13 protein-coding genes and 2 pseudogenes are annotated in these 26,489 nt (G+C 67.6%); 8 read left to right on the forward strand and 7 right to left on the reverse strand.

The genetic code is table 11. The features are described 5' to 3' along the window. Positions 1-4 precede the first annotated feature (4 nt). Positions 5-9,262: a type I polyketide synthase gene (locus GTV32_RS06690; protein ID WP_161059464.1), complete on the reverse strand. Its 9,258-nt coding sequence runs from the start codon at positions 9,260-9,262 to the stop codon at positions 5-7. Between the two features lie 542 nt (positions 9,263-9,804). Between GTV32_RS06690 and GTV32_RS06695 the strand changes: the two genes are divergently transcribed. Further along, positions 9,805-10,233 (forward strand): HIT family protein, encoded by a 429-nt coding sequence (locus GTV32_RS06695; protein WP_161059465.1) that lies wholly within the window; start codon positions 9,805-9,807, stop codon positions 10,231-10,233. Beyond that, positions 10,230-11,000 carry an NAD-dependent deacylase gene (locus GTV32_RS06700; RefSeq protein WP_161059466.1) on the forward strand — a complete coding sequence of 257 codons (771 nt, stop codon included), beginning with the start codon at positions 10,230-10,232 and terminating at the stop codon, positions 10,998-11,000. Before GTV32_RS06695 ends, GTV32_RS06700 begins: the two co-directional genes overlap by 4 nt. 10 nt (positions 11,001-11,010) lie before the next feature. On the opposite strand, the pseudogene GTV32_RS06705 reads toward GTV32_RS06700, so the two are convergent. The 3 genes and pseudogenes from GTV32_RS06705 to GTV32_RS06715 form a co-directional block, all read right to left on the reverse strand. Next, positions 11,011-15,224, reverse strand: a pseudogene (locus tag GTV32_RS06705) (AAA domain-containing protein). Between the two features lie 109 nt (positions 15,225-15,333). Next, entirely contained in the window at positions 15,334-15,666 is a 333-nt protein-coding gene (locus GTV32_RS06710) for a rhodanese-like domain-containing protein (protein ID WP_161059467.1), read from the reverse strand. A 201-nt stretch (positions 15,667-15,867) separates the two neighbouring features. Continuing rightward, positions 15,868-17,637: a DEAD/DEAH box helicase gene (locus tag GTV32_RS06715; RefSeq protein ID WP_161059468.1), complete on the reverse strand. Its 1,770-nt coding sequence runs from the start codon at positions 17,635-17,637 to the stop codon at positions 15,868-15,870. Between the two features lie 234 nt (positions 17,638-17,871). Between GTV32_RS06715 and GTV32_RS06720 the strand changes: the two genes are divergently transcribed. The 3 genes and pseudogenes from GTV32_RS06720 to GTV32_RS06730 all read left to right on the forward strand — a co-directional run bounded on the left by GTV32_RS06720 (position 17,872) and on the right by GTV32_RS06730 (position 22,174). Then, positions 17,872-19,656 carry a long-chain fatty acid--CoA ligase gene (locus GTV32_RS06720; RefSeq protein ID WP_161059469.1) on the forward strand — a complete coding sequence of 595 codons (1,785 nt, stop codon included), beginning with the start codon at positions 17,872-17,874 and terminating at the stop codon, positions 19,654-19,656. A 162-nt stretch (positions 19,657-19,818) separates the two neighbouring features. Beyond that, positions 19,819-20,969 (forward strand): annotated as a pseudogene (opgC, locus tag GTV32_RS06725) (OpgC domain-containing protein). After that, positions 20,966-22,174 (forward strand): aminotransferase class I/II-fold pyridoxal phosphate-dependent enzyme, encoded by a 1,209-nt coding sequence (locus GTV32_RS06730; protein WP_161059470.1) that lies wholly within the window; start codon positions 20,966-20,968, stop codon positions 22,172-22,174. Before opgC ends, GTV32_RS06730 begins: the two are co-directional and overlap by 4 nt. 53 nt (positions 22,175-22,227) lie before the next feature. Here the strand turns inward: GTV32_RS06730 and GTV32_RS06735 are convergent, their stop codons facing one another. After that, positions 22,228-23,742 carry a methyltransferase gene (locus tag GTV32_RS06735; RefSeq protein WP_161059471.1) on the reverse strand — a complete coding sequence of 505 codons (1,515 nt, stop codon included), beginning with the start codon at positions 23,740-23,742 and terminating at the stop codon, positions 22,228-22,230. Then, the gene (locus tag GTV32_RS06740) at positions 23,739-23,942 is read right to left on the reverse strand and encodes a hypothetical protein (protein ID WP_161059472.1); all 204 of its coding nucleotides are present in this window, start codon (positions 23,940-23,942) and stop codon (positions 23,739-23,741) included. Before GTV32_RS06740 ends, GTV32_RS06735 begins: the two co-directional genes overlap by 4 nt. 108 nt (positions 23,943-24,050) lie before the next feature. Between GTV32_RS06740 and GTV32_RS06745 the strand changes: the two genes are divergently transcribed. Genes GTV32_RS06745 through GTV32_RS06755 form a run of 3 tightly spaced genes read left to right on the forward strand, consistent with a single transcriptional unit; the run spans position 24,051 to position 25,340 of the window. Next, complete coding sequence (locus GTV32_RS06745; RefSeq protein ID WP_161059473.1) at positions 24,051-24,554, forward strand: MarR family transcriptional regulator; 504 nt, start codon at positions 24,051-24,053, stop codon at positions 24,552-24,554. Further along, positions 24,551-24,973 carry an organic hydroperoxide resistance protein gene (locus tag GTV32_RS06750; RefSeq protein ID WP_161059474.1) on the forward strand — a complete coding sequence of 141 codons (423 nt, stop codon included), beginning with the start codon at positions 24,551-24,553 and terminating at the stop codon, positions 24,971-24,973. The genes GTV32_RS06745 and GTV32_RS06750 overlap by 4 nt, the downstream gene beginning before the upstream one ends. Beyond that, positions 24,966-25,340 carry a hypothetical protein gene (locus GTV32_RS06755; protein ID WP_161059475.1) on the forward strand — a complete coding sequence of 125 codons (375 nt, stop codon included), beginning with the start codon at positions 24,966-24,968 and terminating at the stop codon, positions 25,338-25,340. Before GTV32_RS06750 ends, GTV32_RS06755 begins: the two co-directional genes overlap by 8 nt. Positions 25,341-25,373: 33 nt before the next feature. Here GTV32_RS06755 and GTV32_RS06760 read toward each other — a convergent pair whose 3' ends face one another. After that, the gene (locus tag GTV32_RS06760) at positions 25,374-26,426 is read right to left on the reverse strand and encodes a LacI family DNA-binding transcriptional regulator (protein WP_161059476.1); all 1,053 of its coding nucleotides are present in this window, start codon (positions 26,424-26,426) and stop codon (positions 25,374-25,376) included. Positions 26,427-26,489: the final 63 nt, after the last annotated feature.

Here is a 26,489-nt window from a genome sequence, read left to right on the forward strand (position 1 = left end):
GGCTTCACTCCGCCCCGCCGGCGCGGCCATAGCTGCCACCTGCCGCGAGCCGCACCGACGGATCGAGCAGGAGCTCGGCCTCGGCATCGTGCTCGTCGGCCGCACTGTCGAACCGGCGGTTCGGCGGGCGCCGGTAAGCCGGCTCGACACCGCACATGGCCTCCAGCAAACGGTGGTTGCCCTTGCGTGCACGCTCCGCGGACTGCCGCCGGTACGCCTGCGCCTGCTCCGAATCCAGGGTCGCCACAAAGGCTTCCGGATGGACCACGGCGATCAGGCCGGACACGTGACCGAACCCGAGGCTGGTCAGCAGACCTGCCTTGAGCGGGAATCGCTCGCCGAGGTGCAGGGTCTCGCGCGGCCACACCAGGTGCGGGTATTCGCGCATCTGCTCGTCGACACAGTCCAGACTGCGGTTCGGCGGGATCACCCCGTCGCGCAGCAGTTGGCAGAGTCCGATCAGCTGGAAGGCGGCAGCGCCACCCTTGGCATGGCCGGTCAACGACTTCTGGGACACCACGAAGAGCGGAGCCCCGTCACCGCGACCGATCGCCGAGGCCAGCCGCTCATGCAACTCGGACTCGTTGGGATCGTTTGCCCGCGTGGACGTGTCGTGCTTGGAGATCACCGCGACGTCGTCCGCGCTGACACCGAGCGCACTGAGCGCACAGGCCAACGGCGAGGCATCGTTGCCACGTGCGGCACCCAGCGCACCCAGGCCGGGGGCCGGGATCGAGGTGTGCACGCCGTCGCCGAAGCTCTGCGCCCACGCGACCACACCCAGCACCGGCAGGCCCATCTGCGCAGCCACGTCACCACGGGCGAGCAGGATCGTCCCGCCACCGGCCGACTCGACGAATCCGCCGCGACGGCGATCGTTGGCCCGAGAGAACCGACGCTCGTCGATGCCACGCGCCGACATCGCGGCCGACTCCGCGGTCGCGGACATGTCACCGAATCCGACGATGCCCTCGATACCGAGATCGTCGAAACCGCCGGCCACTGCGAACATCGCCTTGCCGAGGCGGATCTTGTCCACGCCTTCCTCGACCGACACCGCGGCCGTGGCGCAGGCCGCCACCGGATGGATCATAGCGCCGTAGCTGCCGACGTAGGACTGGACGACATGTGCGGCAACGATGTTCGGCAGGGCCTCCTGCAGGATGTCGTTGGCCTTGGACTCGCCGAGCAGCGTGTTGATGTAGAGCTCACGCATCGACGTCATGCCACCCATGCCGGTGCCCTGCGTGTTGGCCACCAGTCCGGGGTGCACCCAGCGCATCAGTTCCGACGGGGTGAAGCCCGACGACAGGAACGCATCGACGGTCGCCACCAGGTTCCACAGCGCGACACGGTCGATGGACTCGGCCATGTCCGGGGTGACACCCCAGCGGGTCGGGTCGAAACCGGTCGGGATCTGGCCACCGACGGTGCGCGACAACGTGAACTGTCGCGGCACCCGGATCTCGGTGCCCGCGAGCCGGGTGACCTGCCAGTCGCCGGTCTCCGCGTTCTCCACGATGCGCGTCTTCTCCGGCGCGGCCGAGGCGAAGGCGCGTGCCTCTGCCTCGGAGCTCACCGTGAACGTGAGGTCCTCGTCGAGGAAGACAGAGGTGAGCAAGGGCGACGTGTTGTCGACCATCGCACCCTCGTCGGCGTACCGCCGGATGCCGCAGCGGGACACGACCTCGTCGTGGTAGCGCTCGGCGATCTCACTCTCCGGCACCGGGTCACCGGATTCCGTGTCGTACCAGCCCGGCTTGGGGGCGGTATCCCACTGGATCAGACCGGTGTTCCAGGCGAGCTCCACAACACCTGCGGCGGAGAGCTTCTCGTCGACCTCCATCTCGAGGCGGGTGCGCGACGAACCATACGGACCGAGCTCACCGGCACCGACGATGACGACCAGATCCTCCGGACGGGCGTCGATCGACGGCCACTGCGGGCTCATCCCCTTCGGTGCACGGGCCGGTGCGGGCAGCGCCGACACGGTGGCCACCTCGTCCTCGATCTCCTCGTCTTCGTCGGTCGCCGCATCGGCGGCAGCTCCGGCCAGGGCCTTGAGATCGATCGACGGGTCGAGACCACCGGTGAAGTCGGCGACGATCGCCTCGGTCCGAGCGTGCTCCCGATGCTCCGGGGTGCACAGGCCGAGCAGGTTCGCGGCCATCTCCGCCGTGCTCCAGGTGCGGACACCGGCAGCCTCGACGGCATCGACCATGCCGTCGTTGTGACCCATCAGGCCGGTACCACGCACCCATCCGATGAGGGCATGCGCGATGGTGGTCTTCTGGTTCCACGAGTCCTCGGCTGCCCAGCGGGTGACCAGTGCGTCCAGCGATGCCTTGCTCTCGCCGTATGCTCCGTCGCCACCGAACATTCCTCGGTTCGGCGAACCGGGCAGCACCACGTGGACGCGGGCGGCGATGTCGTGGTCGGCGTGCAGCTCTCCCAGCCCCCCGATCATCCGCTCGACCGACCAGAGCAGGACCTTCATCTCCAGTTCGGCGCGACCGCCGGCATCGGTGAGGTCACCGGCGACCCGAGGTGCCGCGAACGGGAAGAGCAAGGTGGGCTTCATCGCCGGCTTGATCACCGACGTGGTGCCACCGAGGTTCTCGGTCTGCTCGGCACCGATCCACTCGACCAGGTCGTCGACATCGGTGTAGGACGCCATGTTGGCCGGGGCCACCCACAGGGCCGCGTCGAAGCGGGCGTTCTCGCGGTAGAGCTTCTTGTAGAAGGCCAGCTTGCTGCTGTCCAGTCGCGACGTCGTGGCGATCACGGTCGCGCCACCGGCCAGCAACCCGGCGATCACGCCGGAGGCGATCGAGCCCTTACCCGCGCCGGTGACGACAGCGATCTCGTCCGACCACTGCCCGACACCCGGCTGCTCTGCTGCGCTGGCAATGGCAGCGAAAGTGCGTGCGTGCACGGCATTTCCGGTCGCCAGCGCCTTGCCCTGCCACCAGGTGGCATGTGTCGCGACGGTGTGGCCTGCTCCGTGGAAACGGCCGACAACGGTCTCGAAATCGGTATCGAGCTCGCGCTCATCGGTCAGCCAGATCCGGACGAGGTCCTCACGGCTGGTCGCCCAACGATCGTCGACCAGCACCACCTTCGCGGTGTCGAATGCCGGAGCCACCGTCCGGGCCCAATCCGATCCGAGCTCGGCACTGACGCGCTCGACGATGGCCACGTTGGGGTCTTCGACCACCTCGCCTGCCTCATCGATCTCGGCCAGCCCGAGCTTTTCCAGCACGGTGTAGGCGGCCGAGGCCAGCGCGCCGGAGCGGCCGGTGATCTGCTCCGTGAACTCGCCCAGCGCAGCCGCGTCGACCGTTGCGCCGCCGCCACTCTCGGCGGCCGGCTTGGCCACTGCGACACCACGTGCCGCCCCGACGGAGGTGATCGCGCGATCGATCAGTGCGTCCAGCGCGTCGGCGTTGGCGAGTGCGCCGTCGAGGAGGTTGCCGAGATCTTCACCTCGCACGCTCACGCCGTCGCGGGTGCCGAGGGCCACCGCGACCGTGGCGTGCAGGCCCCATCCCGGTCCGAGCTGCCACACGTTGGCGACGCGATCGGTGATGTAGGACTGACGCTTGCCCAGCGGACCGAGCACCTTGCGGACCTGGTCGCCGACGGCGTCGGTGAGCACCGGGCCGAGCGGCCGGTAGCCGCGAGCCAGGGTCTCGACCGTCGAGGACAGCGCGTTCATGTCCGCCTCGGCAGCTCCGTCGATCGCACCGAGTCCGAGTTCGCCGCCGATGTCGAGCAGAAGCTGGTTGCGGCGGGAGGAGACTCCGTCACACAGCGCTTCGATCGTGTCGGCGGAACCGATCTGGTCGGTCCGCATCTTGGTCCACAGCGCGATGACGGATTTCACCGCGTCGGCAGGACCGAACGAGATGTCCTCGGGGCGGGGTCCTGATGCGGCGGCCGGCGCCGCCGCGGGTGCGGCCGCCGGAGCGGCGGACGGTGCCGGCGCGTCGGCGACGGGCGCCTCGGGCGTCTCGTCGACCTCATCCTCTGGCTCGGGCCCGGAGTCCTTGGCCAGGATCAGATCGGAATCGCGCTCGACGTTGGCCACCTCGGTGGTCGCGGCGGCGTAGTCGTCGAGTTTGAGGGTGTTGGTGGCCAGACCTGCCAGCGTCGGAGCGCCCTTCAGGCCGATCTCGACGAAGCGCTGCACACCGAGTCCGTCCCGCGACGGCCCGGCGAACAGGAGCTCCTGGGTCTCGATCCAGCGGACCGGGCTGGCGAACTGCCAGGCCAGCAACTCGATCAGGACGACGCGAACCAACTGCCCGGGCTTGTCCGCCCAGGAATCCCATTCCGCCAGAACGGCGTTCAGCGGATCCGAGGGCACGAGCGCAGCGATCTCCTCGATGAAGGACCGATCGAGCGTGAACAACCGGGGCACGAGGTTCGGGATGTAATGGCCGACCAGGATCTCGGGATCGATGTGCTCGGGCAACAGACCTTCGAGCTTCGACCGGAACTCGGGCACGCCTTCGCGCAGAACCGTGGAATGGAACGGCACGTCGATACCGGGCACCAGGATGAAGGACTTCTTTCCACCGAACTCGATACGGCGGCGCTCGATCTCGTCCTCGAGGTGCTCGAGGCCGCGGACCGTGCCGGCAATCGCGTACTGCGAGCCCAGCAGGTTGAGGTTGACGACCTCGAGGAACTCGCCGATCGATGCGCCGACCTCCGACACGAACTCGGTGACATCCTCGTCGGCGAGACCGAACTGGCTCGGGCGGATCGCCGCCATGCGGTAATCGCTGCGGCCGAGCTCATCTCGCGGGACCAGATGATGCATGGCCTCACCGCGCTGGAAGACCACCTCCAGGACGGCCTCGAGCGGCAACACGCCGGCACAGGCGGCGAGCGCGTTGTACTCGCCGACCGAGTGACCGCAGGTGATGGCGTTCTCGACGAACCCGCCTGCCTCCTTCAGTTCGGCGACCTGCGCGACACCCAGGGTCGCCATGGCGACCTGGGTGAACTGCGTCAGGTAGAGCACCCCGTCGGGGTGGTTGTATGTGGTGCCGCCCGCGACCAGGGTCGTCGGGTTGTCCCGCACGACCGCCAGGATCGAGAAACCGAGCGCGTCACGGGTGTGCTTGTCGGCCCGGTCCCAGACCTCGCGTGCCGCCTTCGAGCGCGACCGGGCGTCGAGCCCCATGCCCTTGCTCTGGATGCCCTGGCCCGGGAATGCGTAGACCGTGCGAGGTGCGGCGAGCAGGCCGGTGGCGTTCATCACGAGGTTGTCGCCCACCTTGGCGCTGACCTCGACCACCTCACGGCCGGCGTCGAGCCCGACGCGGTCGACGCGGATCGAGATCGAGTCGCCGGTGCGCACCATGCCCAGGTAGCGGGCAGTCCAGCCGACCAGCGGCCGTGCCGATGGTGTCGGGTTCTTGCTGTCGGTGGCGGTGACGACCTGCTGCGCGGCGGCAGACAACCACATGCCGTGCACGATCGGGTCGCCGAGTCCGGCCAGCTTGGCGGCCGCGGCATCGGTGTGGATCGGATTGCGATCACCGGACGCCGCGGCGAAGCCGGTCATCCGGCTCGGCGCGGTGATGGTGGCCGTACGGAACAGCTTTCGGGTGGCGGGCCGTTCGTCGCTGACGGCACCGCCGGCGCGCACCGGGTCGGCGAGTTCGGCCGTGCCCAGACGTCCGCGGATGGCGAAGCGCTCGGCCATCGTGGCGATCGTTCCGGCCTCGCCTGCGACCTCGACGCTGACCTCGACCACACGGCCGACCTCTGTGTCGTGCACGGCGCCCGAGCGGGCGGTGACGGTCAGTTCGGCTGCCGCGGAGGGGATCTCCCCGACCAGCTCGACGGCGTGATCGAGGTGCACCAGGTCCAGCAGTCCCTCGACGACCGGCACGCCCGATTCCGTGCGTGCCGCGCCGATGACGCTGAACACGCTCGGCCAGGACGCACCGACCAGGGTGTCGGGAACCGCGAAGCCGAACGGCTCGGTCGGGGTCGTCGGCCGAAGGTTGGCGGGCAGCGTGTACCCGGTCACCGCGGCGTGGTCGGCGACGCTGTCCGGGTCCCACGTCACGGTGGTGACGGAGACACCGTCCTCGACGGCAGCGAGCTCGCCACCGGCCGCAACCGTGAGGATCTCTCGCATCGCGTTCGACGCGTCGTCGACGCCGACACGCGGGTTCCCGCCGTCGAGCAGCTGTGCGTCGACGTGCAGCGGAATCCGGACGGTGGAGCCCGAGATCGGGGTGATCAGGTCGTAGCGCACAACGTCGGCGCCCTCGGACGCGCCTGTCTCAGCGGTTCGTTCGAGCACCGAACCCGTCGGCTCGTGCTCGGCTCGATCCCGGTCGACGAGGGTCCAGCGATCACGGTCTCCGAGAAGGGCTACGGGGCTGGGGACCATGCGGCCGACCCAGTCGACGTCATCGGCTTCCAGCACGGCGACGATGGTGCCGTCGCCGTCCACGAGGCCGGCACGCTTGCGCGTGTCGACCGCGAAGGAGTCCGTCCCGGCCGCCTGCAGATCGGTGACGACCTGAGCCTCGAACCGATCGAGCAACTCGCCGACCGGCTCGTCGACACGGGTGATCCCGGAGACGGCCACCGGGCCGGGGATGATGCAGACGGCGTCGGCCGGGTAGCGCGCATCGTGCGCCTGCCAGAGGGAGTCACTGCGCCACCAGCGGCGGACGTCCTTGTCGATGACGGGCACGAAGTTGACCGGCTTGCCCGGGGTGCGGCAGAGCTCGAGGAAGAACGCGACGTCGGCGGGATGCAGGACGTCGGTCTCGATCTCGGGGTAGACGCTGCCGAGCGCATCGATCGCGGCATGCGGATCCTCGGTGCTGCCGACGCCTGCGAACATCGTCGGGATCTCACCGGAATCGACAGGGCTCATCCGGGCTTCGGTGCGCTGCAGCATCTCGACGAATCGTTGCTGCCAGGTGATGTCGGCCCAGGGCAGCTGATCCGACCGCCCGTCGCCGACAGCGAGGGTCGCGTACCGGTCCAGCCATGCGCGATAGGTCATGTCGGCGACGTCGCCGAAGTACGGCTTGGCGGTGTCGGCCATCGCGGCGATGATCTCGTCACGGCGATCGGCGACGGCGTCGGCGTCTCCGGCGACCTCGTCGAGTAGCCGGCCGCACCTCGACGCGGTGTTGTCGATCTCGTGGATGTCGGCGCCGAGCTGACTGCGCCCGGACGCCATGCCGGCGGTTGCGTGTCCGGCCCCGATCCAGTCGTCACAGCCGACGGTGTCCACCAGCAACTGCTTGACCTCGGGGGCGGTCGTCGCCTCCTTGGCGGCCATCGCCGCGGTGCCGATCAGGATCCCGTCGAGCGGCATGGACGGATAGCCGTAGACCGACGACCATGCGCCGGTGAGGTATTCGCTCGCGCGTTGCGGTGTGCCGATGCCGCCACCCACGCAGATCACCACGTTGTTGCGCGCACGGAGTTCGCTATAGGTGGCCAGCAGCAGATCGTCGAGGTCTTCCCACGAGTGGTGACCACCTGCGCGGCCGCCCTCGATCTGCACGATGACCGGGTGGTGGGGCACCTCGGCGGCGATCCGCACCACGGCACGGATCTGTTCGACGGTGCCCGGCTTGAAGGCGACGAACCGGAGCCCGGCCTCGACGAACTCGTCGACCAGCGCCACGGCATCCTCGAGTTCGGGGATGCCGGCCGACACCACGACGCCGTCGATCGGTGCGCCCTGCGCGCGTGCCTTCTGCACGAGGCGCTTACCGCCGAGCTGCAGCTTCCAGAGGTATGGATCGAGGAAGAGCGCGTTGAACTGCGCCTGCCGGCCGTCGTCGAGCAGTTCGGTCATCTTCGCGACGTTGTCGGCGAAGATCTGCTCGGTGACCTGACCGCCTCCGGCGAGCTCAGCCCAGTGCCCGGCGTTCGCGGCCGCCGCGACGATGGCCGGGTCGACCGTGGTGGGAGTCATGCCGGCCAGCAACATCGGCGAACGACCGGTCAGTCGTGTGAACGCGGTGTCGACTACCTTCCGGCCGTCGGGCAGCTCGACGAGCTGAGGGGCGAACTGCTGCCACGGCCGCGCGACCTCGGGGATGCCGCCCGGGCTGAACAGGTTGCGCTGGCCTACGCGCAGCGCAGGCGACACCAGACCGACACCCTGACCGCGGACCAGCGACGAGGTGAGACGGGTGGCCAGATCGCCGGGCCCGAAGTCGAGGATCCACTTGGCGCCTGCTTCGACGACCTCGTCGACCGTCGTCACCCAGTCCACCGGATCGACCAAGATGGAATTGGCGTGGCGAACGGCGGTCTCACGGTCGATCCCGCACTCGTCGGCCCACTCCGCGACGAGGTCGACGGCCTCAGCCATGGTCGGGTGGTGGAAGGCGACGCTGACGTTGAGGTGGTCGAATTTGGGCGCGAATGCTGCTCCGCCCGCGACCTTGCGCTTGCGCTCGTCGGCCTCGGTCGCCGCGATTCGCTCACACAGCGCGGCGAATGCGGCCAGGTGGCGAGGCGCACCGGAGAGCGCGACGGCACGACGGCCGTTACGGATCGCGACGACGGGGGCCGTCGACAGCTCGGACTCGCTCAGTCCGGCGCGGTACTCGGCGAGGATCTCCTCGATGCGGGCGGGCACGGCACCGCTGATGGCGAGCATGGGGGTGCCGTCGGTGGTGGTCGCCAGGCCGCGCCGACGGGCGACCAGGGTGCCCGCGGCACCGATGAGGTGGGCGACCGCCAAGAGCAGCCCTTCGCCCGACTCGGCGACCTGGCCGTCGGTGCCGATCGCGTGCGTGGCGATCGATCCCTGCGAATGCCCGATGACCGCGGTCGGCGTGATGGCGGTGGTGTCGAGGCCCTGCTTCTTCAGCGCTTCGACGGCCGCGAGCTGCGTCAGCAGCACTCCGGGACCCGACAAGGTGAAGTCGGCGAGCTCGTTCTCCCCGGGCACCGGCTCTTCGGCGTCGAGGGCACGGACCCAGGTCAGCGGGTGGAAGCCATCCACCACGGCGAGGGTCAGCTGATCGGCAACGGGATCGATGATGCGCTCGGCAGCGGCGACGATCTTCCCGATCCGATGTTCGAGGTCGGCGTCGACGACCAATTCGGCCAGGGTGGGCAGCCACGGCGACCCCTGTCCCCCGAAGCTGATCGCATACGGTTCACCGTCGATCAGACGGTCGATCAGCGTCGTGGTCGGGCGATCCGAGTGCGCGGCGCCCTGCGATCCTGAACGGAATTGGTCGACTGTCACGGGTTCTCCTCTTGTCTCGACACGGGCGGGGCGAGGGTGCTCGTGTCGCGGGTCGTCAATGGCTTGTCGTCGTCGGGCGCAGTCGCGGGCGCACAAATCACCCGCTGTGGTCTGTCGGTATGGTGGCCTGGACTTTTCCGTGCTGCGCTGCACCGTCGAGTGCCGCGCCGTCGCGCACTGGATGAACACACCTACCGCGCAACACTTTTGGCTACACGGGAGACTCACCCATGAGTCGTCGTCGGCGTGAACGTGACCCAATGATGACACACAAAAATGAGGCTTTCCTCATGTTTGGCATCGACCCACGGGTATACCCGTGGGTAACCCCGCGAGTAACACAGGTGTGCACTGGGCCCCGCTTTCATCGAGCCCGGATTGTCGCTGATCACAGATCATTTCCGAGCGCTCGCTCGGAGGCGTCGAAAGCGCACATGATCCGTTATCTAATCGTTATGTGACATGGTGCACTCTCGATTCAGGTCAGGCGTCCTGCACCCGCAGATCACGACGGACCCGGCAGGAAACGTAAGGTGCTCGACATGACAACGTGCGTGTTCTGCGACATCGTCGACGGGCGAGCGCCGTCCCGGACGGTCTACGCCGACGACGATGTCGTCGGTTTTCTCGACATCCGTCCGGTCACCCGCGGTCACACCCTGCTTGTCCCGCGCGCTCATTCCTCAGGGCTCGCCGACCTCGACCCGGCGATGGGCGGCCGTCTTTTCGCGGCCGGTCAACGGGTGGCCGCGGCGATGAAGTCGAGTGCGCTCGAAGCCGACGGCGTGAATCTGGTTGTCAACGACGGACGGGCGGCCTTTCAGACGGTGTTCCACACGCATTTGCACGTGGTGCCCCGCCACAACGGCGACAAGCTGAGCTTCGCCAAGGGTCTGGTGGTACGGAGGGATCCCGACCCCGACCACACCGCCGGCCTGCTCCGGGCGGCGCTCGAAACCGATCATCGATGAGCGGTATCGAGATCCCCGACGATGTGGTCGAGGCGGTCCGCCGGGCCGAGTGGATCACGGTGTTCACCGGAGCCGGGATGTCCGCGGAAAGCGGCATCGCCACCTTTCGTGATGCCGATACGGGGCTCTGGGAGAAGTTCGATCCCGCCCAACTGGCGACGCCGGAGGCCTGGCAGACCGATCCGGCACTCGTGTGGGGCTGGTATCAGTGGCGTGCCCGACTGGTCCGCGATGCGCAACCCAACGCGGGACACCAGGCCCTCGCCGAGCTGGCTCGGGACCGTGCGGTGATGGTGGTGACCCAGAACGTCGACGACCTCCACGAGCGGGCCGGCAGCGACGTGGTGAGCCACCTGCACGGCAGTCTGTTCGCACCGCGGTGTAGCCACTGCGGTCGGCCGTATCAGGGCACCGGGGCCGATCCGCAGCTCGCGGTGCACGAGATGCGCGTGGAACCGCCGACGTGTCCGGCCTGCCTGTCCGCGATCCGGCCGGGCGTCGTGTGGTTCGGTGAGGCGTTGCCCGCCGACGCCTGGCGCACCGCCGAGAACGTCTTCGCCGCGAGCGATGTCGTCCTCGTCGTCGGCACAAGCGGCATCGTGTATCCGGCCGCCGGACTTCCCATGCGAGCGATCGAATCCGGCATCCCGGTCGTCGAGGTCAATCCTGACGAGTCGGCGTTGAGCGCCGTGGTCACCCACCGTGTCGCGTCATCGGCCGGCGTCGGACTCCCCGCGCTGGTGACCGCAGTCCGCGCCGCGGGATGACCGTCCTGTCTCACTCCCCCGCACGGAGATCGATCGGCTCCCAGCCATGATCGGACGCAGTCGACGCATCGGTCGACGACGCGGTGATCGATCCCGGCTTCACCCCGCGCCGATCGAGTACCTCCCACAGCCCGTCGAGCGCGCGATCGGGGTCCAGTTCGAACTCGGACTCCCGGACCCGCCAGAAATCCCATCCGCAGCGACGTAATTCACGTTCCCGTTCCATGTCCGAACGGGCCTGCTCCCCCGTGGTCCGGAACGAATCCCCGTCGCACTCCACCGCCATCCTGGCATCCGATCCGGTCACCACCAGATCGATCACACGATTGTTGACCGTCATCGACGGCACCACGTAGTAGCCCCGGTCGACGAGCCGGTTGAACACCCGCTGCTGGAAAAGACTCGAGAACGGTTGCTGCCGTTCGGTATTCGAGACATCGGCGGGCATCGGCGGATTGGTCGGCCCCTCACCGGCCCGTACGTAGTCGAGCAACGAGTACCTCAGGTCATGTGGTTTGAGCGCCTCGAGGTCGATCGAGTGGAAGAGCCACATCTGATCCATCGCCCTGGACGCGGCAACGTTGATCCGTCGTTGCGATTCTGCGCGGGTCAGCGGCGCGATCGCGGACGCATCGGATACCACCATCGACAGCATGATCACGTGTCGCTCGTCGCCCTGGAAGTCCGGCGGAGTCCCCACGCGAATACGGCGCGAACGCCGATCCTCTTCGCTCACCACCGCCCGCAGGCGACGGGTGATCTCGTCGACCTGTCGGGTGCCCTGCAGCGCGATGACACCGAAATCGAGCCCATCGTAAGCGGGGTCGTCCAGACACCTGGCGAGCGCCGCGACGATCGCGGCAGCCTCGTTCTCGTTGACCAACGCGGCGCCCTGACCGGTGGCTGCGCCGTCGTCGACGGCCACAGATCGCAACGGCGGCAGCCGGTCCGCGCCGAACTGCCGTACCGGCAGCAGCGGGGCCCCGAATAGAACTGGCGCGAGGAGAACTCGATGATCTCGGGCATCGACCGAAAGTGCTCACGTAACCGGATCAGATGCCCGAATCGACTGCGCAGCAGCGAGAAGAGACTCGATCGGGGTGTGAGGCCGTCGCGCAGATAGTGCGGCAGGTCCGGCAGGTACGAGTCGAGTTTGGCGAACGCGTCGTCGAGGGTGGTCCCGGACAGACCGGTGGGCGCGCACTGCCGATCATCGCCGACCACGATGACCCGCGGCGCCAGCCAGAGCAGGAACGAACTGGTGATGTCGGCCTGACTGGCCTCGTCGACGATCACGACGTCGAAGGCGTCACGGCGTGGGTCGACGGTTTCCGCGACCTGGCTGATCGACATGATCCACGCCGGCACCGCACCTTGCGCGTGTTCCATCGCGGCGCGGGCGGCCGCGCGAAATCGGTTGGCGTGTTTGCCCGATCCCTTGCCGAGGTTGATCATGTGATCCCGGTAGGACTGCAGCGCCTGGACTTCCGCGACGCTCATCCGGTCCAGGCACGCGCGCCACGCGTAGGCTGCCGTCAGCCGGGCGGTGAACTGCGCGATGTCGGCCTCGTGCTCGTCGAGTTCGGCCTGCAGACGGGTCTCCAGTGTCGGATCGCTGCGTTCGACAGCCCACGACTGTGCGCGGCGCCACGACCACGCCGCCCCGACATCACGCAATCTGCCGTGCCAGCTCTCGTCGGCGGCAGTGTCGTGCAGCAGGCTGTAGAACTCCGGAGCCTTGGTGCGCAGACGCAATGTGTAGAGATCGAGCGCGGTCTGCGCCCGCAACTCGTCGCGTGCCGCGCACCAGTCCCGCCGCGCCGACTTGATGGCCTGCGCATCGGCTTTCGCCAGAGCGGCGACCAACGCGTCACCCTCCGGCGACGGTCCGCGGTCCACCTCGGCCGAGAGCTTGTACGCGCACTCGGCCAACTCGTGCTCGGCGAGAACGGCATCGTTGGTGGCTGCGATCGCCCCCGCCTGCGCTGCCACCTCGGCCACCTCGGCGACGCTGCGCGGGCGAGGCCCACCGGGGCTGATCGCCTCCAGTTCCCGGACCAGTTGGTCTCGTCCGGTCATCAGGTCGGAGATCCACGCGAGCTGGTTGTCGAGTCGCACGAGACTGTTCAGCTGCGCGGACCGAGAGCCCGAGTTGTCGACCGGCACATGCAGGTCGGCGAGGACCTTCTGCACCTGACCGACCGCGTCGAAGACGGCGAGATGGTCTGCGACGAGCCGCAACGACTGTTCGTCGGTGGCCGCGACACCATCGACGGTCGCCCGTACCCCGGACTCCTCCACCGCACGTTGTTCGGCCGATCGCAGAAGTCGGCCCCGCCATCGGTTGCCGGCCGCGAGATGATCGGCGGCCGCGCGGAAGATCGCGCTGTCGCCCGACCGCGCCCCCTCCGTCACGACCACGTGTGCCCCGATCCCGCGGTCGCGTTCGGCGGCCTCGCCGATGATCGGCGACAGAGTGGTCACGCGTGACCACAGATGGGAGGCCTGGCCCGCCAGCAGACGATCGGCCATGTCGGCGACCAGCGGCGGGAACGAGGCGACCTCACCGGCGGCGATGGCAAGGCGATCACACACGTCCTTGACCCGCACCAGGCGATTGCTGTCCACACCCGACAGGATCGACAGCAGTGAACCACTGCCCACCATCTGCTCGTGCGGGCGCTGGGCGATGCGATCGCAGATCCGCTCCAGGTCGGCGGTGTCGGGCAGGTGATCGGAGAGGTCCGGGAGCCGCTGCCCCAGTCGTGTCGTCTCGCCGGCGGTGGTCCGCATGAGTTCGAGGAGTTCCTCGAACTCACCGGTGTCGAGTGGAGGCAGGGCACCCTCGACCGGACCCGGCAACCAGTCGTACCGGTCCCTGTCGGCGTTGCACTGCCGGACCACCTCGGCGGCGGTCCCTCGGTAGTCTCCGGCCACCCATTCGTGGACCTCGGTCTCGGACTCACGAGCCGTCCATAGTTCACGGAGCACGCGCTCCCGCTTACGGACCGCCTGCTCACGCTTGTCGATGAGATCGGCGATCTCGGCGGCCACCACCCGCGGCTGATGGCCCGCTTTGCGTTCGGCGATGGCCTGCACACCGGACACCGTGGCCTCGAAGTCGTCTTGTCCGACATCGGCGATCGAGACCGCGAGCTCTCGCAGTTCCGGGGGCAACATGTCACGGATCACCTGGAGGGCGTGGGCTTTCTCGCTCGTCACCAGCACGCGCTGCCCCTTGGCCAGCAGTGCCGCCGTCAGGTTCGCGATCGTGTGGGTCTTGCCGGTTCCGGGCGGGCCCTCGACCACCACCCCACTGTCGACACCGAGCTGCGCCAACACATCTCGCTGCTCCACGTTCGCCGGGAGTGGATACAGCGCATCGCGCACGAGCTCCTCGGCGGGCACGGCTCCCGACCGCGCCAACGCCTCCAGACGTTCGGGCGCCTCGATCGGCGCGACGAGCTGGGCGAGACCGATCGGCACCTGCCCGCGGCCCGTCTTCCCGGGACCGTCCTCGGCGCCGGCGGTCTCGCGCAGCTGCGCCAGGATGGCGTCGTAGAACCCCAGCGCCGCCGTGACGCCCCGTCGACGCAGGACGAGCGCCGGTCGCATGTCGACCGAGAGGGACACGAGATCGGAGTCGACCGCGACCAGCCCGCGCCACGTCTCGACGAGGTCGGTGACCTGATTGCCCACCGGGCTGACCAGTTCGGCGATCTTGCCGCGCACCTTGACCGCGTCGGCGAGGTCCACGCCGTCGATCGGGGCAAGGATGAATGTGTCGTGCATCATCGGCGATGCGCCGCCACCGAGGGTGACATGGATCGCCGACGTGTCTTCGTCGCGCTCGGCGATCACCTGCTGAGTCACCAGGTGTTCGCGGATCCGATTCTCGCCTTCGGCGTCCTGCACGGTCACCAGTGCGTTGGCCAGCACGAGTTCGAGCGTCTCCGGGCTGTCGCGCAGATCGTCGACGAGGCGCGAGACGGCGTCGTGTCCGGGGCTGTCGGGTTCGAGTTCGATCACGGCCTGCCCGGTTCCTGCGTTGGACCGGAGCGGCACGTCGGTCGACTTACCCACCCATACGAGACCGGGGTGTTGGCCCACGTCGCTGACGACCTCGGACCGTGAGCGCACCAGCTCACGGAGATAGCCGAGCAATCGCACCACCTGATCGGTCTGCTCGGTGTCGCTGTACGCCGTGTCGGTCCCGTCGGCCATGCCTGTTCCGTTCCCTCCTCCGTCCGCCCTATCCGGCGTCGTCGGCTGGATTCACTGGCGTGGATACGTCCACAAAGCTACCAATCGGACTCGGTCCGTGGGGATTCGACTAAGCGCGATAGGCGGTGCGCAGGGCCGGGTAACCGCCGTCGACGTACCGCACGTTCGTGTACCCGAGGTCCGCGATCTCCTCGGCGATGGCCGGCGCCTGCGATCGCACAGAGACGACGGCGATCTCGGTGTCCGGATCGCGAACGACGGGAAAGGTCCCCGACGGGGTCGGCTTGAATCGATCGCGAACGTCCGTCGGGTCCACCACGACTGCACCGGGCAGACTGCCCTGGTGCCGGACCACCTGGGGGCGCGCATCCACGATCACCGCGTGATCGTGCTCCCAATGCGACTTCGCGTCGGCTGCTGTAATCGAATCCACCACTGACACTGGTGACTCACCGTTCCTGTTTGGGTCGTCTGTCTGAAAACGCTTCTGACACACGGGCTCGCCCGTGATCAGAGGGGGCGGGTCGCGGTCGCGCGGCCCATGCAGTCTGTCGCTCCCCCACCACAAAAGGTTACGGAAATATCTCGATCCGGCAAGTTTTGCACCACGAAACACCAAACATCACGGCCCCGTCGGACTCGCTCAGCTACGCCCACGCCCCGCGACTCGAGGGGTTGTCCGCTTGCCCCAGTGATCCGGGCGTTTGCCGTGACCGTCGCGTCCGCCACCGCGCTGACCCTGTCCGCGTTTGGCGCCGCCTCGCGAGCGTGGCGGACCGTAGTCCCGGCGGATGTCGATGGGGGTCTTGCCGATCCTGGTGTTCCGCAGCCCCGCCAGCGTCTCGTTGTCGAGGTTCTCGGGGAGCTCGACCAGTGAGAAGTCGTCGCGGATGCTGATGTTGCCGAAGTCTCCGCGGGTCAGTCCGCCCTCGTTGGCTATCGCACCGACGATCGCCCCCGGAGACACCTTGTGCTTGCGCCCCACCGCGATCCGATACGTGGCGAACTGGCCGCCGCTCGATCCGCGGGGCGCGCGCTCGCGCCGATCGGGACGCTGCCCCTCCGGCGGGTCGGGAGCCATCAGGAAACCGCCGTCGCGGGTCTCGAGCGCGAGCGCTGCCGCGATGTCGGCCATCGTGACGTCCTTGTCGCGGGCGTAATCCTCCACCAGCTTGCGGAAGAGGTCGAGGTTCTCGGAGCCCAGGTTCTCGGTGATCGAATCCGCGAACTTCGACACACGCTGCGCATTCACGTCCTCGACGCTGGGCAATCCGATCTCGGTCAGGGTCGACCGTGTCGCCCGCTCGATGGCCCTCAGGAGGTGACGTTCACGAGGGGACACGAACAGCAGTGCGTTACCCGAGCGCCCGGCACGACCGGTGCGACCGATGCGGTGCACGTACGACTCGGTGTCGTGCGGGATGTCGTAGTTGACCACATGCGAGATGCGGTCGACGTCGAGTCCACGGGCCGCCACGTCCGTGGCCACCAGGATGTCGATCGCCCCGTTCTTGAGTTGGTTGATGGTGCGCTCGCGCTGGGCCTGCGCCATGTCGCCGTTGATCGCAACCGCGGAGAAACCGCGGGAGCGCAACTTCTCGGCGAGTTCTTCGGTGCCCGATTTGGTGCGGACGAAGACGATCATCGCGTCGAATGCCTCGACCTCGAGGAACCGGGTGAGCGCATCGAGCTTGCGCTGGTGGGACACCTGCAGGTAGCGCTGGGTGATGTTCTGGGCCGTCGCGGTCTTCGACTTGACCGTGATCTCCTGCGGATCGTGGAGATACCGCTGCGCGAGGCGACGGATCGCACTGGGCATCGTGGCCGAGAACAACGCGACCTGCTTGGAATCCGGGGTCTCGGCGAGAATCCTTTCGACGTCCTCGGCGAAACCCATCGTCAGCATCTCGTCGGCCTCGTCGAGTACGAGGTACTCCAGTTGGGAGATGTCCAGGGTGCCCTTGTCCAGGTGGTCGATGACGCGGCCGGGCGTGCCGACGATCACCTGGGCGCCGCGCTTGAGGCCCGCGAGCTGGACGCCGTAACTCTGGCCGCCATAGATGGGCAGCACCCGCACTTGCGGCATGTGCGACGAATAGCGGCCGAAGGCCTCCGACACCTGCAGGGCGAGCTCACGGGTGGGAGCCAGGACCAGCGCCTGCGGTCGCTTCGCCGACGCGTCGAGCCTGGAGAGGATCGGGATCGCGAACGCGGCCGTCTTGCCCGTTCCGGTCTGTGCGAGGCCCACCACGTCGCGACCCGCCATCAGGGGTGGGATGGTGGCGGCCTGGATCGGCGACGGGGTCTCGTACCCGACGTCGGTGATCGCCTGACGCACCTGCGGGTCGATGTCCAGGTCGTCGAAGGTGACGCCCTGGCCGGTGCCGTTCTGTTCGTCGGTGGACTCACTCATGTGCGATCTGTCCGTTCATTACTGTCACTCTAATCCGCCGAGGCCTCTGGCGAGGAATCTCACCGAACCGCGACGTCACGGCGTCGACCCGCCCTCCTCACGGTGCGCACCGACCTGTGATCGCGCCCACTGATACTGGTACTGTCAGTGACACTCAACAGACAGCTACGGAGTTCACGCGGGCCCGCCCGTGTCCGTTATGTCCCAATTTCGTTGCGCACAGGGGAGCCCGCCATGGAGCAATATTCCACCCCGTCGAACCTTTCCATCGAGGACAAGGCGACGACCGTCGACAGCATTCTCCGGTACCGATCGGAGCGCCCGACGATGCCACTGTTCCGGAAGCGCTCCGGAAATCAATGGATCAACGTGACGGCCAAACAGTTCGCCGACGAGGTCGACGCGGTGGCCAAGGGCCTCATCGCATCGGGGATCAAGCCGGGCGCGCGGGTCGCGATCCTGTCATCGACCCGATACGAGTGGACCGTCCTGGATTACGCGATCTGGCGCTCGGGTGCCACCACGGTGGCGATCTACGAGACGTCGGCGCCCGACCAGGTCAAATGGATTCTCGAGGACTCGGGAACCTCGATGTTGTTCGTCGAGCAGCATGCCCACCACACCAAGCACATCCGCATCATCGAGGAAGCACCCGAGCTGCGGGAGACCCTGGTCATCGACGACCATGCGCTCGCGACGATCACCAAGCGCGGCGCCAAGATCGACGACGCGGAGCTCGACGCCCGCCATGCCAACGCGCTCTCGTCGGATGCCGCGACGCTGATCTACACCTCCGGCACGACGGGCAAACCGAAGGGTGTGGTCCTGACCCATGCCAACTTCCTCGCCGAGTGCGAGGCCACCCGCGACGCCGTCGGCGCAGGCCTGGTCGAGGGCAAGTCGACACTGCTGTTCCTACCGCTCGCGCACGTGTTCGCTCGCGTGGTCGCGGTCGGTTGCGTCGAGAACGGGGTGATCCTCGGGCACACCAGCGACATCCCCAACCTCATCGACGACCTGGGCAAGTTCAAGCCGAATTACGTGCTGTCGGTGCCGCGAGTCTTCGAGAAGGTCTACAACTCCGCCAAGCAGAAGGCCTACGACGGCGGCAAGGGCAAGATCTTCGACCGCGCCGCAGACACCGCCATCGAGTACAGCAAGGCAATGGAGACCGGCGGCGCCGGGCTGGGGCTCAAGCTCAAGCACGCGTTGTTCGATCGCCTGGTGTACGGCAAGCTGCGCGACGCCCTCGGCGGACAGTGCGAAGGCGCCATCTCCGGTGGCGCTCCTCTCGGCGCACGGCTCGGACACTTCTTCCGCGGCGTCGGCATCCCGGTCTATGAAGGCTATGGGCTCTCCGAGACCACCGCGGCGGTGACCGCCAACAACGAGGAGCACCAGCGCGTCGGCTCGGTTGGCCGCCCGGTTCCGGGGGTGACCGTGCGCATCGCCGACGACGGTGAGGTGCTGCTCAAGGGTCCGGTGGTCTTCGGCGGCTACTGGAAGAACGCGAAGGCAACCGAGGAGTCCATCGTCGACGGCTGGTTCCACACCGGCGACATCGGACGCCTCGAGGACGGCTTCCTGTTCATCACCGGCCGCAAGAAGGAACTGATCGTCACCGCAGGCGGCAAGAACGTCTCCCCGGCACAGCTCGAGGACACCATCCGAGCGCACCCGATGGTCAGCCAGTGCCTCGTCGTCGGCGACAACAAGCCCTTCATCGCCGCACTGATCACCATCGATCCGGAAGCGATCCCGGGATGGCTCGAGCGTCATCACCTGCCTGCGGACACCTCGCCCGCCGACCTCGCCCAGAACGAGACGTTGATCGCCGAGATCGACGCCGCGGTCACCGAGGCCAACGGGAAGGTGTCGAAGGCCGAGGCGATCAAGAAGTTCACCATCCTCGAGACCGACTTCACCATCGAGTCGGGTGAACTGACGCCGACGATGAAATTGAAGCGCAACGTGATCCACGACGCGCAGAAGCGGGCGATCGCGGACCTGTACACCTGACCCCGGCCCGGGTCAGCCCGGCCCTGGGTCATCCCTCCCCGCTCGGCGGCAGACGCCCGGCCCCCACTCGGGGCCGGGCGTTCTCATCGCGCGGTGTCCACGATCGCCGTCGCGAACCGTGGACAGCGAACCGTGGACAGCGACAACGTAAGGTGTCATCCGATGAATCGAGATCTCGCCATCGACGCGACGCGGGGGCTCGCGATCTGGAGCATGATCTCGCTTCACTTCGGCGCCGGAACCCATATCGCTGCACCCACCCATGCGTACCCGTATGTGGACGGGATGTCGGCGTTCGTGCTGCTGTCGGGGATGGTCCTGGGATTGGTCTACCGGCGCTGGATCGAACGCATCTCGTTGCGCTTCGCCTACTGGCGACTCACCAAACGACTCGTCGTCCTGTATGTCTGTCAGCTGACGATCGCCGTGATCGCGGTCGCCGCGGCGATCGAGGGCCATCGTTGGCTGACCCTCCTGCTGCCGATCGACGGCTGGGGTCAGGGTCTGGGCCTGGCCTTGCGCATGCAATACCTGCCGAGCGGCGGGAACATCCTGCTGCTGTACATGGTGCTGATGGCGTCGGCCTATCTCCTGTTCCCGATGCTGATGCGGGGCTGGTGGATGATCGTCCTCGGGGGATCGATCGGCGTGTACGTGCTCTCGCTGGTGTTCTCGCCGGACTGGTTCTACCTGACCGCGACCATGCAGGCCCGCGGATCCAGAACTGGGCGGCGTGGCAGATCATGTTCGTGCCCGCGGTGGTGGTCGGTTGGAAGTGGCGGGAATGGCGGATTCCCGAGTTCATCGACCGGTGGCTCCCGGTGATCGTGGCAGTTGCCGTCGCCGTTGCACTGGGCCTGCACTTCGTGGTCGATGCCGGCCCGTGGATTCGGTTCGAACCCGCGATCGCCGACAAGCTCGACTTCCGGCCCGCCCGCGCGGTCGGCGCGTGGCTGGTGGTCCCGGCGATCTACGGGATCTTCCGGCTCCTGCTGCGGTGGTGGCACAAGGACTGGCTGCGACCGCTGGTGATGACCGGGACCCGCAGTCTGGATTCCTATGTGTTGCAGGCCGTCGCACTCGTGCTCATACCGATTCATGTGGCCCACCGACCATGGGGGTCGGTGACCACCGCGTGCGTGGTGCTCACCGTCTTCGGTCTCTGCTGGGCATGGTCGGAGTTCCGGAGCGCCTGTCACATCGACAAGCTCCACCGCCTGCCCGTGATCCTCGCGCGACGCATCGAGCGGCGCCACCCACATCCCCCAAATGTCGCGGCACCACCCGCGGAAACCGTCGGAGCAGCGTCATGACGCAGTCAGAATCTTCGCGTAACCAACCGCAGGCCGCGGTCGGCGACCACACCTTGTGCGTGCACGCCGGCAACACCGGGGATGCCTCGGGCGCCATCCGCACGCCGATCACCATGGCGAACTCCTATCTGCTGCCCGACGATCCGTCCACGATGGACTGGTCGGCGACCGACCGGCTCTTCTACACACGCAACTCGGGCGCCAATCAGGTTGCGTTGCAGGACAAGCTCGCAGCGCTCGATCACGGTGAGGATGCCGTTGCACTCGCCTCCGGCGTCGCGGCGCTGCACGCGATCTTCTTCACCCACGTCGCGGCCGGAGATCACGTCGTGGTGTCGGACACCACATACGAGGCGACCTACAAGCTCTGGTCATCGCTGCTGCCCCGGAAGTACGGGATCGAGGCGACCTTCGTCGACGTGACCGATCTAGACGCCGTGCGTGCCGCGCTGCGTCCCACCACCCGACTGCTGATCACCGAGGCCGTTGCGAATCCGACGACCAAGGTGGCCGACATCGCGGCTCTGGCGGAGATCGCGCATGCTGCAGGAACTCTGCTCGTGGTGGACTCGACGTTCACGCCACCGCCGCTCTATCGCCCCATCTCCGACGGGGCCGACCTCGTGGCCCACTCACTCACCAAGTACATCAATGGCCATGGTGACGCGATGGGTGGCGCGGTGATCGGCCGCAAGGAGCTCATCGAACCGATCAGGGCCGAGGCGATGGTGGATGTGGGCGGGGTGATCTCGCCGTTCAACGCATGGCTGATCTCGCGCGGATCGATCACGCTCCCACTTCGACTGGCGCAGCACCAGTCCAATGCGCAGCAACTGGCCGAGTTCCTCGAGGCCGACGAGCGGATCGCCTATGTCGCCTACCCTGGGCTCGCGTCGCACCCACAACACCAGCTCGCCACAAGACAATTCGGCGGCCGGGGTTACGGCGGGATGATGGCCTTCGCCGTCCAGGGCAGCCCTGACGACCAGAACCGCTTCGTGTCCCGGCTGCGGGTGATCACCTCAGCCGTATCCCTCGGACACGACGAGTCGTTGATCGTGCACGTCGGCACCGACGGGCCCCGGGTCGCGGCGTACCCAGCCGAGTTCCGGCGGTGGGGCCACCTCCGGTTCTCGGTCGGACTCGAGGATCACGCCGACCTCGAAGCAGATCTGCGTGGCGCATTGGACGCGACCTTCGGCTGATGTCCACCGCGTGAGATGCCCTGCCGCAGCACGTGGACGCCCGACGGTGTGCGTCAGGTCGCCTCGAAGAGGATGCCCCTCTCGATCGCTTCCCGCACGACCGGGAGCGCGGCCTCGGCGAGCGCCCCCTCATCGACGCCGTGGAATCCGGCGAGGAGGTCGACGAGCGTGCCCAGCGGCACCTCCCCGCGACATCCCGCGAGCAACGCACGCGACACCTCATCCACCCCCAGCACGGCGCCCGGACCACCAGGCCTCCGCACTGCCGCCGAGATCTGTTGCCAGCCTTCCTCTCCCGGCAGCGCCTGTTCCTCGAGAAAGATCGGCGCGGTGGACAACCGGGCACCGAGCAGATGGGCATCCGAGGTGGTCCTGAGATAGTGACGGCGGGCGAGGAACGCCTGGGCCTCCGATCCCGTCACCTCCTCCCCCGCCCCGGTGATCTCCTCGACGACCAGATCCGGCTCCCCGACGTCACCGTCGGTCCGCCGGCGCATCGTGATGAGCCCCATGCCGATGCCGGCGATCCCGGATTCGGCAAACCAGTCGAGCCACCGCGCGCCGCGCTCGGCCACGGTGTCGGAGGACTCTCCCGCATCCGAGAGCCAGAGGGAGATGTAACTGATCGGGTCGGCCAGCTCGCGTTGGACCACCCAGGCGTCGAGACCTGTTCCGTCCAGCCAGCCGCGCACCCGGTCTCGCCAGTCGGTATCGGCCGGAACAATCCAGTTGGCCAGGATCTGGGCCGTCCCACCCGGATTCAGGTGATCAGGGACCTGCCTGATCAGGTCGGCGCACAGCGCGTCCCCGATCATGCCCGAATCCCGATAGATGTAATCCTGGCCGCCGGCCCCGACCACGAACGGCGGGTTCGAGACGATCAGGTCGAACCGTTCGCCGGCGACCGGCTCGAACAAGCTACCGGACCGCAGATCCCACCGCATCCCGTTGAGTCGTGCGGTGGCACCGGCGAGCGCGAGGGCCCGCTCGTTGGTGTCCGTGGCCACGATCTCGTCGCAATGGGTACCGAGATGCAACGCTTGGATGCCGCAACCGGTCCCGATGTCGAGCGCCCGATGCACCGGTGTGCGGATCACCGCCCGCGCCAACGACACCGACGCGCCCCCGATGCCGAGGACGTGTTCGCGGTCGACCGGGCCTGAGCGCATCACCGCGTCCTGATCCGAGACGACCAGATACTCACGGACGTCGTCGGCGTGCGGCCGGATGTCGAGCGTCGCCCGGATCTCCCCGGCGCCGATCCGGGCCAGCACGCCGTTGGCGATCAGCGCGTCCACCCCGGCGGCAGGAAATGCCTGTGCGACAGCCGTTTCCGACTCGTCGGAGCCAAGCAGGAAGAGCCGGATCACGGTGGCGAGCCGGGACGAATCCGCCTGGGCCCGGCGGGTGGCATAATGGGCCGGCCACCAGATCCCACGGCCGAGCGCCTCGTTCGCCTCCTCCCCCAGTAGTCCGGAAACACCGTCGGTGTGATAGCCGGCCGCCCGCAGGTCGGCGCCGAGTGCGTCGGTCACCGCCATGTCGAACAGCGGTTGAGCCGCGCTCATCCGACCTTCCGATACTTCTTGTGCATCGCCTGTTTCGAGACCCCGAGCAGCATGCCGATCTCCGCCCAGGACAGGCCTGCGTGCCGCGCCCGGCGCACTGCGACTTCTTCGTCGCGCGCGATGTCGCGGCGGCGTGCGGCGACCCGGGTCAGTTCTTCGATCGGCGTGCCGCCGTCGTCGCTGTCGATTCCGGTCCTCATACGGTCCAGAGTGCCCATCGTCCGGCCGATCGTCAACTGTTGTTGACGTGCAAATAGGTGTCCCACAACAATGTTGCGCACAACTTAAATTCGGGTATGGTCGAAGACGTGACCTCAGTTCGACTCGACGACCAGCTCTGCTTCGCGCTGTACACGGCATCGCGTGCGGTCATCGCGGCGCAGCGCCCAGGCCTACGCGAACTCGGGCTCACATATCCGCAGTACCTCGCGATGCTGGTGCTGTGGGAAGAAGATGAGATTTCGGTCAGCCGACTGTGTCGTCGGCTCCAGCTCGACTCCGGGACGGTGTCACCACTGGTGCGGCGGCTCGAGACACTCGGCTTCGTCACCCGCCGCAGGTCAGACGACGACGAGCGGTCGGTCACCGTGGCCCTCACCCCCGAGGGTGTCGCGCTGGGCGGCCGGGCGGATTGTGTCTACGACTCCCTCGCCTCGGCGATCGCCGATGCCGCCGCGGAGGGTTCCGATGCGGAAGGCACCGGCGCCGACCCCGCGTCGCTCATCGCACTTCGCACCACCCTGCACGAACTCACCGACGAGTTGCGCCGACACCTCGACGCGCCCGCATCACCGAAAGGATCCGAAGAATGAAGGCCATCTATACGGCAGAGGCTCTCGCGACCGGCGACGGGCGCAACGGGCATGCCCGATCATCCGACGGCAAGCTCGATTTCGACCTCGACATGCCCAAGGAACTCGGCGGCTCCGGCGTCGGCACCAATCCCGAGCAGTTGTTCGCGGCAGGCTATGCCGCCTGTTTCCACAGCGCCCTGCGCCTGGTGGCCGGTCAGGCCGACGCAGATGTGACCGACTCCGCGGTCGGCGCACGGGTTTCGCTCGGCTCCACCGATTCGGGCGGTTTCGGCCTCGCGGTCGAGCTCGAGGTCTCGCTCCCGTCGGTCGATGACGCCACGGCGAAGTCCCTCGTCGAAAAGGCTCACGAGGTGTGCCCATACTCCAACGCGACGCGCGGCAACATCGACGTCACCCTCTCCCTCGCCGATGACTGACCGCCACCGCGTCGCCGGCCTGGCTCTGGGCGCGATCCTCACCACCGCCGGAGTCGGGCACATGACGTTCCAGCGCAAAGAATTCCAGGCTCAGGTGCCGGACTTCGTCCCCCTCGGACCAGACACCACGGTCCTCGCTTCCGGCGTCGCCGAGATCGGCCTCGGCCTCGGACTTCTCGGGTTGCGCAAGCAACGGCGCACGCTCGGCGCGATCGCGGCGGCGTTCTTCGTCGCGGTGTTCCCCGGCAACATCCATCAGTACCGCAACAAAATCGACGCGTTCGGCCTCGACACCGATCGCAAACGGTTCATCCGACTGCTCGGCCAGCCCGTTCTCGTCGCCCTGGCGTGGTACGCGCGCGGCTGACGTCCACGCACACGGCGGCGCCCCGGTGAGGTTTCACCGGGGCGCTGCTGTCGTACGTCGAACCACGACGCCGGGCGTATGGCGGTAGATGCGCTGCGGAGAATCCAGGCGGTCCATGCGCTGGATGAGGAACTTCGCCGCCTGCGTACCGACAGTGAAATTGCCGTTGTCGACGGAGGTCAGCGAGATGTGCCGCAGGCCCGCCAACTGCGTGTTGTCGTAGCCGATGAGCGACAGGTCCGCGGGCACCGAGATCCCACGATCATCGGCGGCCGACATGGCGCCAAGGCAGGTCATGTCGTTGAAGCCGAAGATCGCGGTGGGTGGTGACGCCGAGTCGAGCAGGCGGGCCGCAGCGGCATGACCACCCTCCTCGGTCATGCCGCCGTACTCGAGCGCCACAGCGTCGGGCGCCGCGCCCGATTCGGCGATGGTCTGCTCGAACCCCTGACGACGAAGCGTGCCGACGAGGCCGGGGCCCTGGATGTGCGCGATGCGGCGATGCCCCAGTGCGAGAAGGTGTTCCGTGGCCAGGCGGGCACCGACGAGGTCGTCGTCGACCGAGATGTCCACGGTCGGAAGGTCGGGCTCGAGAGTGCCGGCGAGCACCACCGGGATCGACTGCGCCGCGCGCTCGACGTCGACCCGCGCTTCCGTCGTACCGACCACCACGAGACCGTCGACCTGTCGTGAGAGCAACGTGCCGACGGTGTCGCGGCCGACCCGATGATCGAGCCGACTGTCCACCAGGATGGGCGCAACATCCACCGCGTCGAAGGTCGTCGCCAGACCCTCGATCAGACTGACATACCACGGATTCCGCAGATCGTTGATGACCACACCGACGGTGCCGCTGCGCGCCTCCGACAGCCCTCGCGCGATCGAGTTCGGTCGATAGCCGAGCTCGGTCATGGCCGCGCGCACACGCTCCCGGCGTTCGTCACTGACGTTGGGTTCGTCGCGCAGCACGCGTGAGACGACGGACTTCGACACCCCCGCATGCGCGGCGACGTCGCGAATCGTCGCAGCTCGTCGCCCACGGACCGAGGCCGGCGCGCCCTCGGGACTCGCTTCGTCAACACTCACAACTGCTCATCCTATTGCTCTGGTGATCTGGAACACGTATGGTGACTGGGACCGGTCCCAAAT

Source organism: Gordonia sp. SID5947 (assembly GCF_009862785.1).
In the GTDB taxonomy this organism is placed as follows: Bacteria; Actinomycetota; Actinomycetes; order Mycobacteriales; family Mycobacteriaceae; genus Gordonia.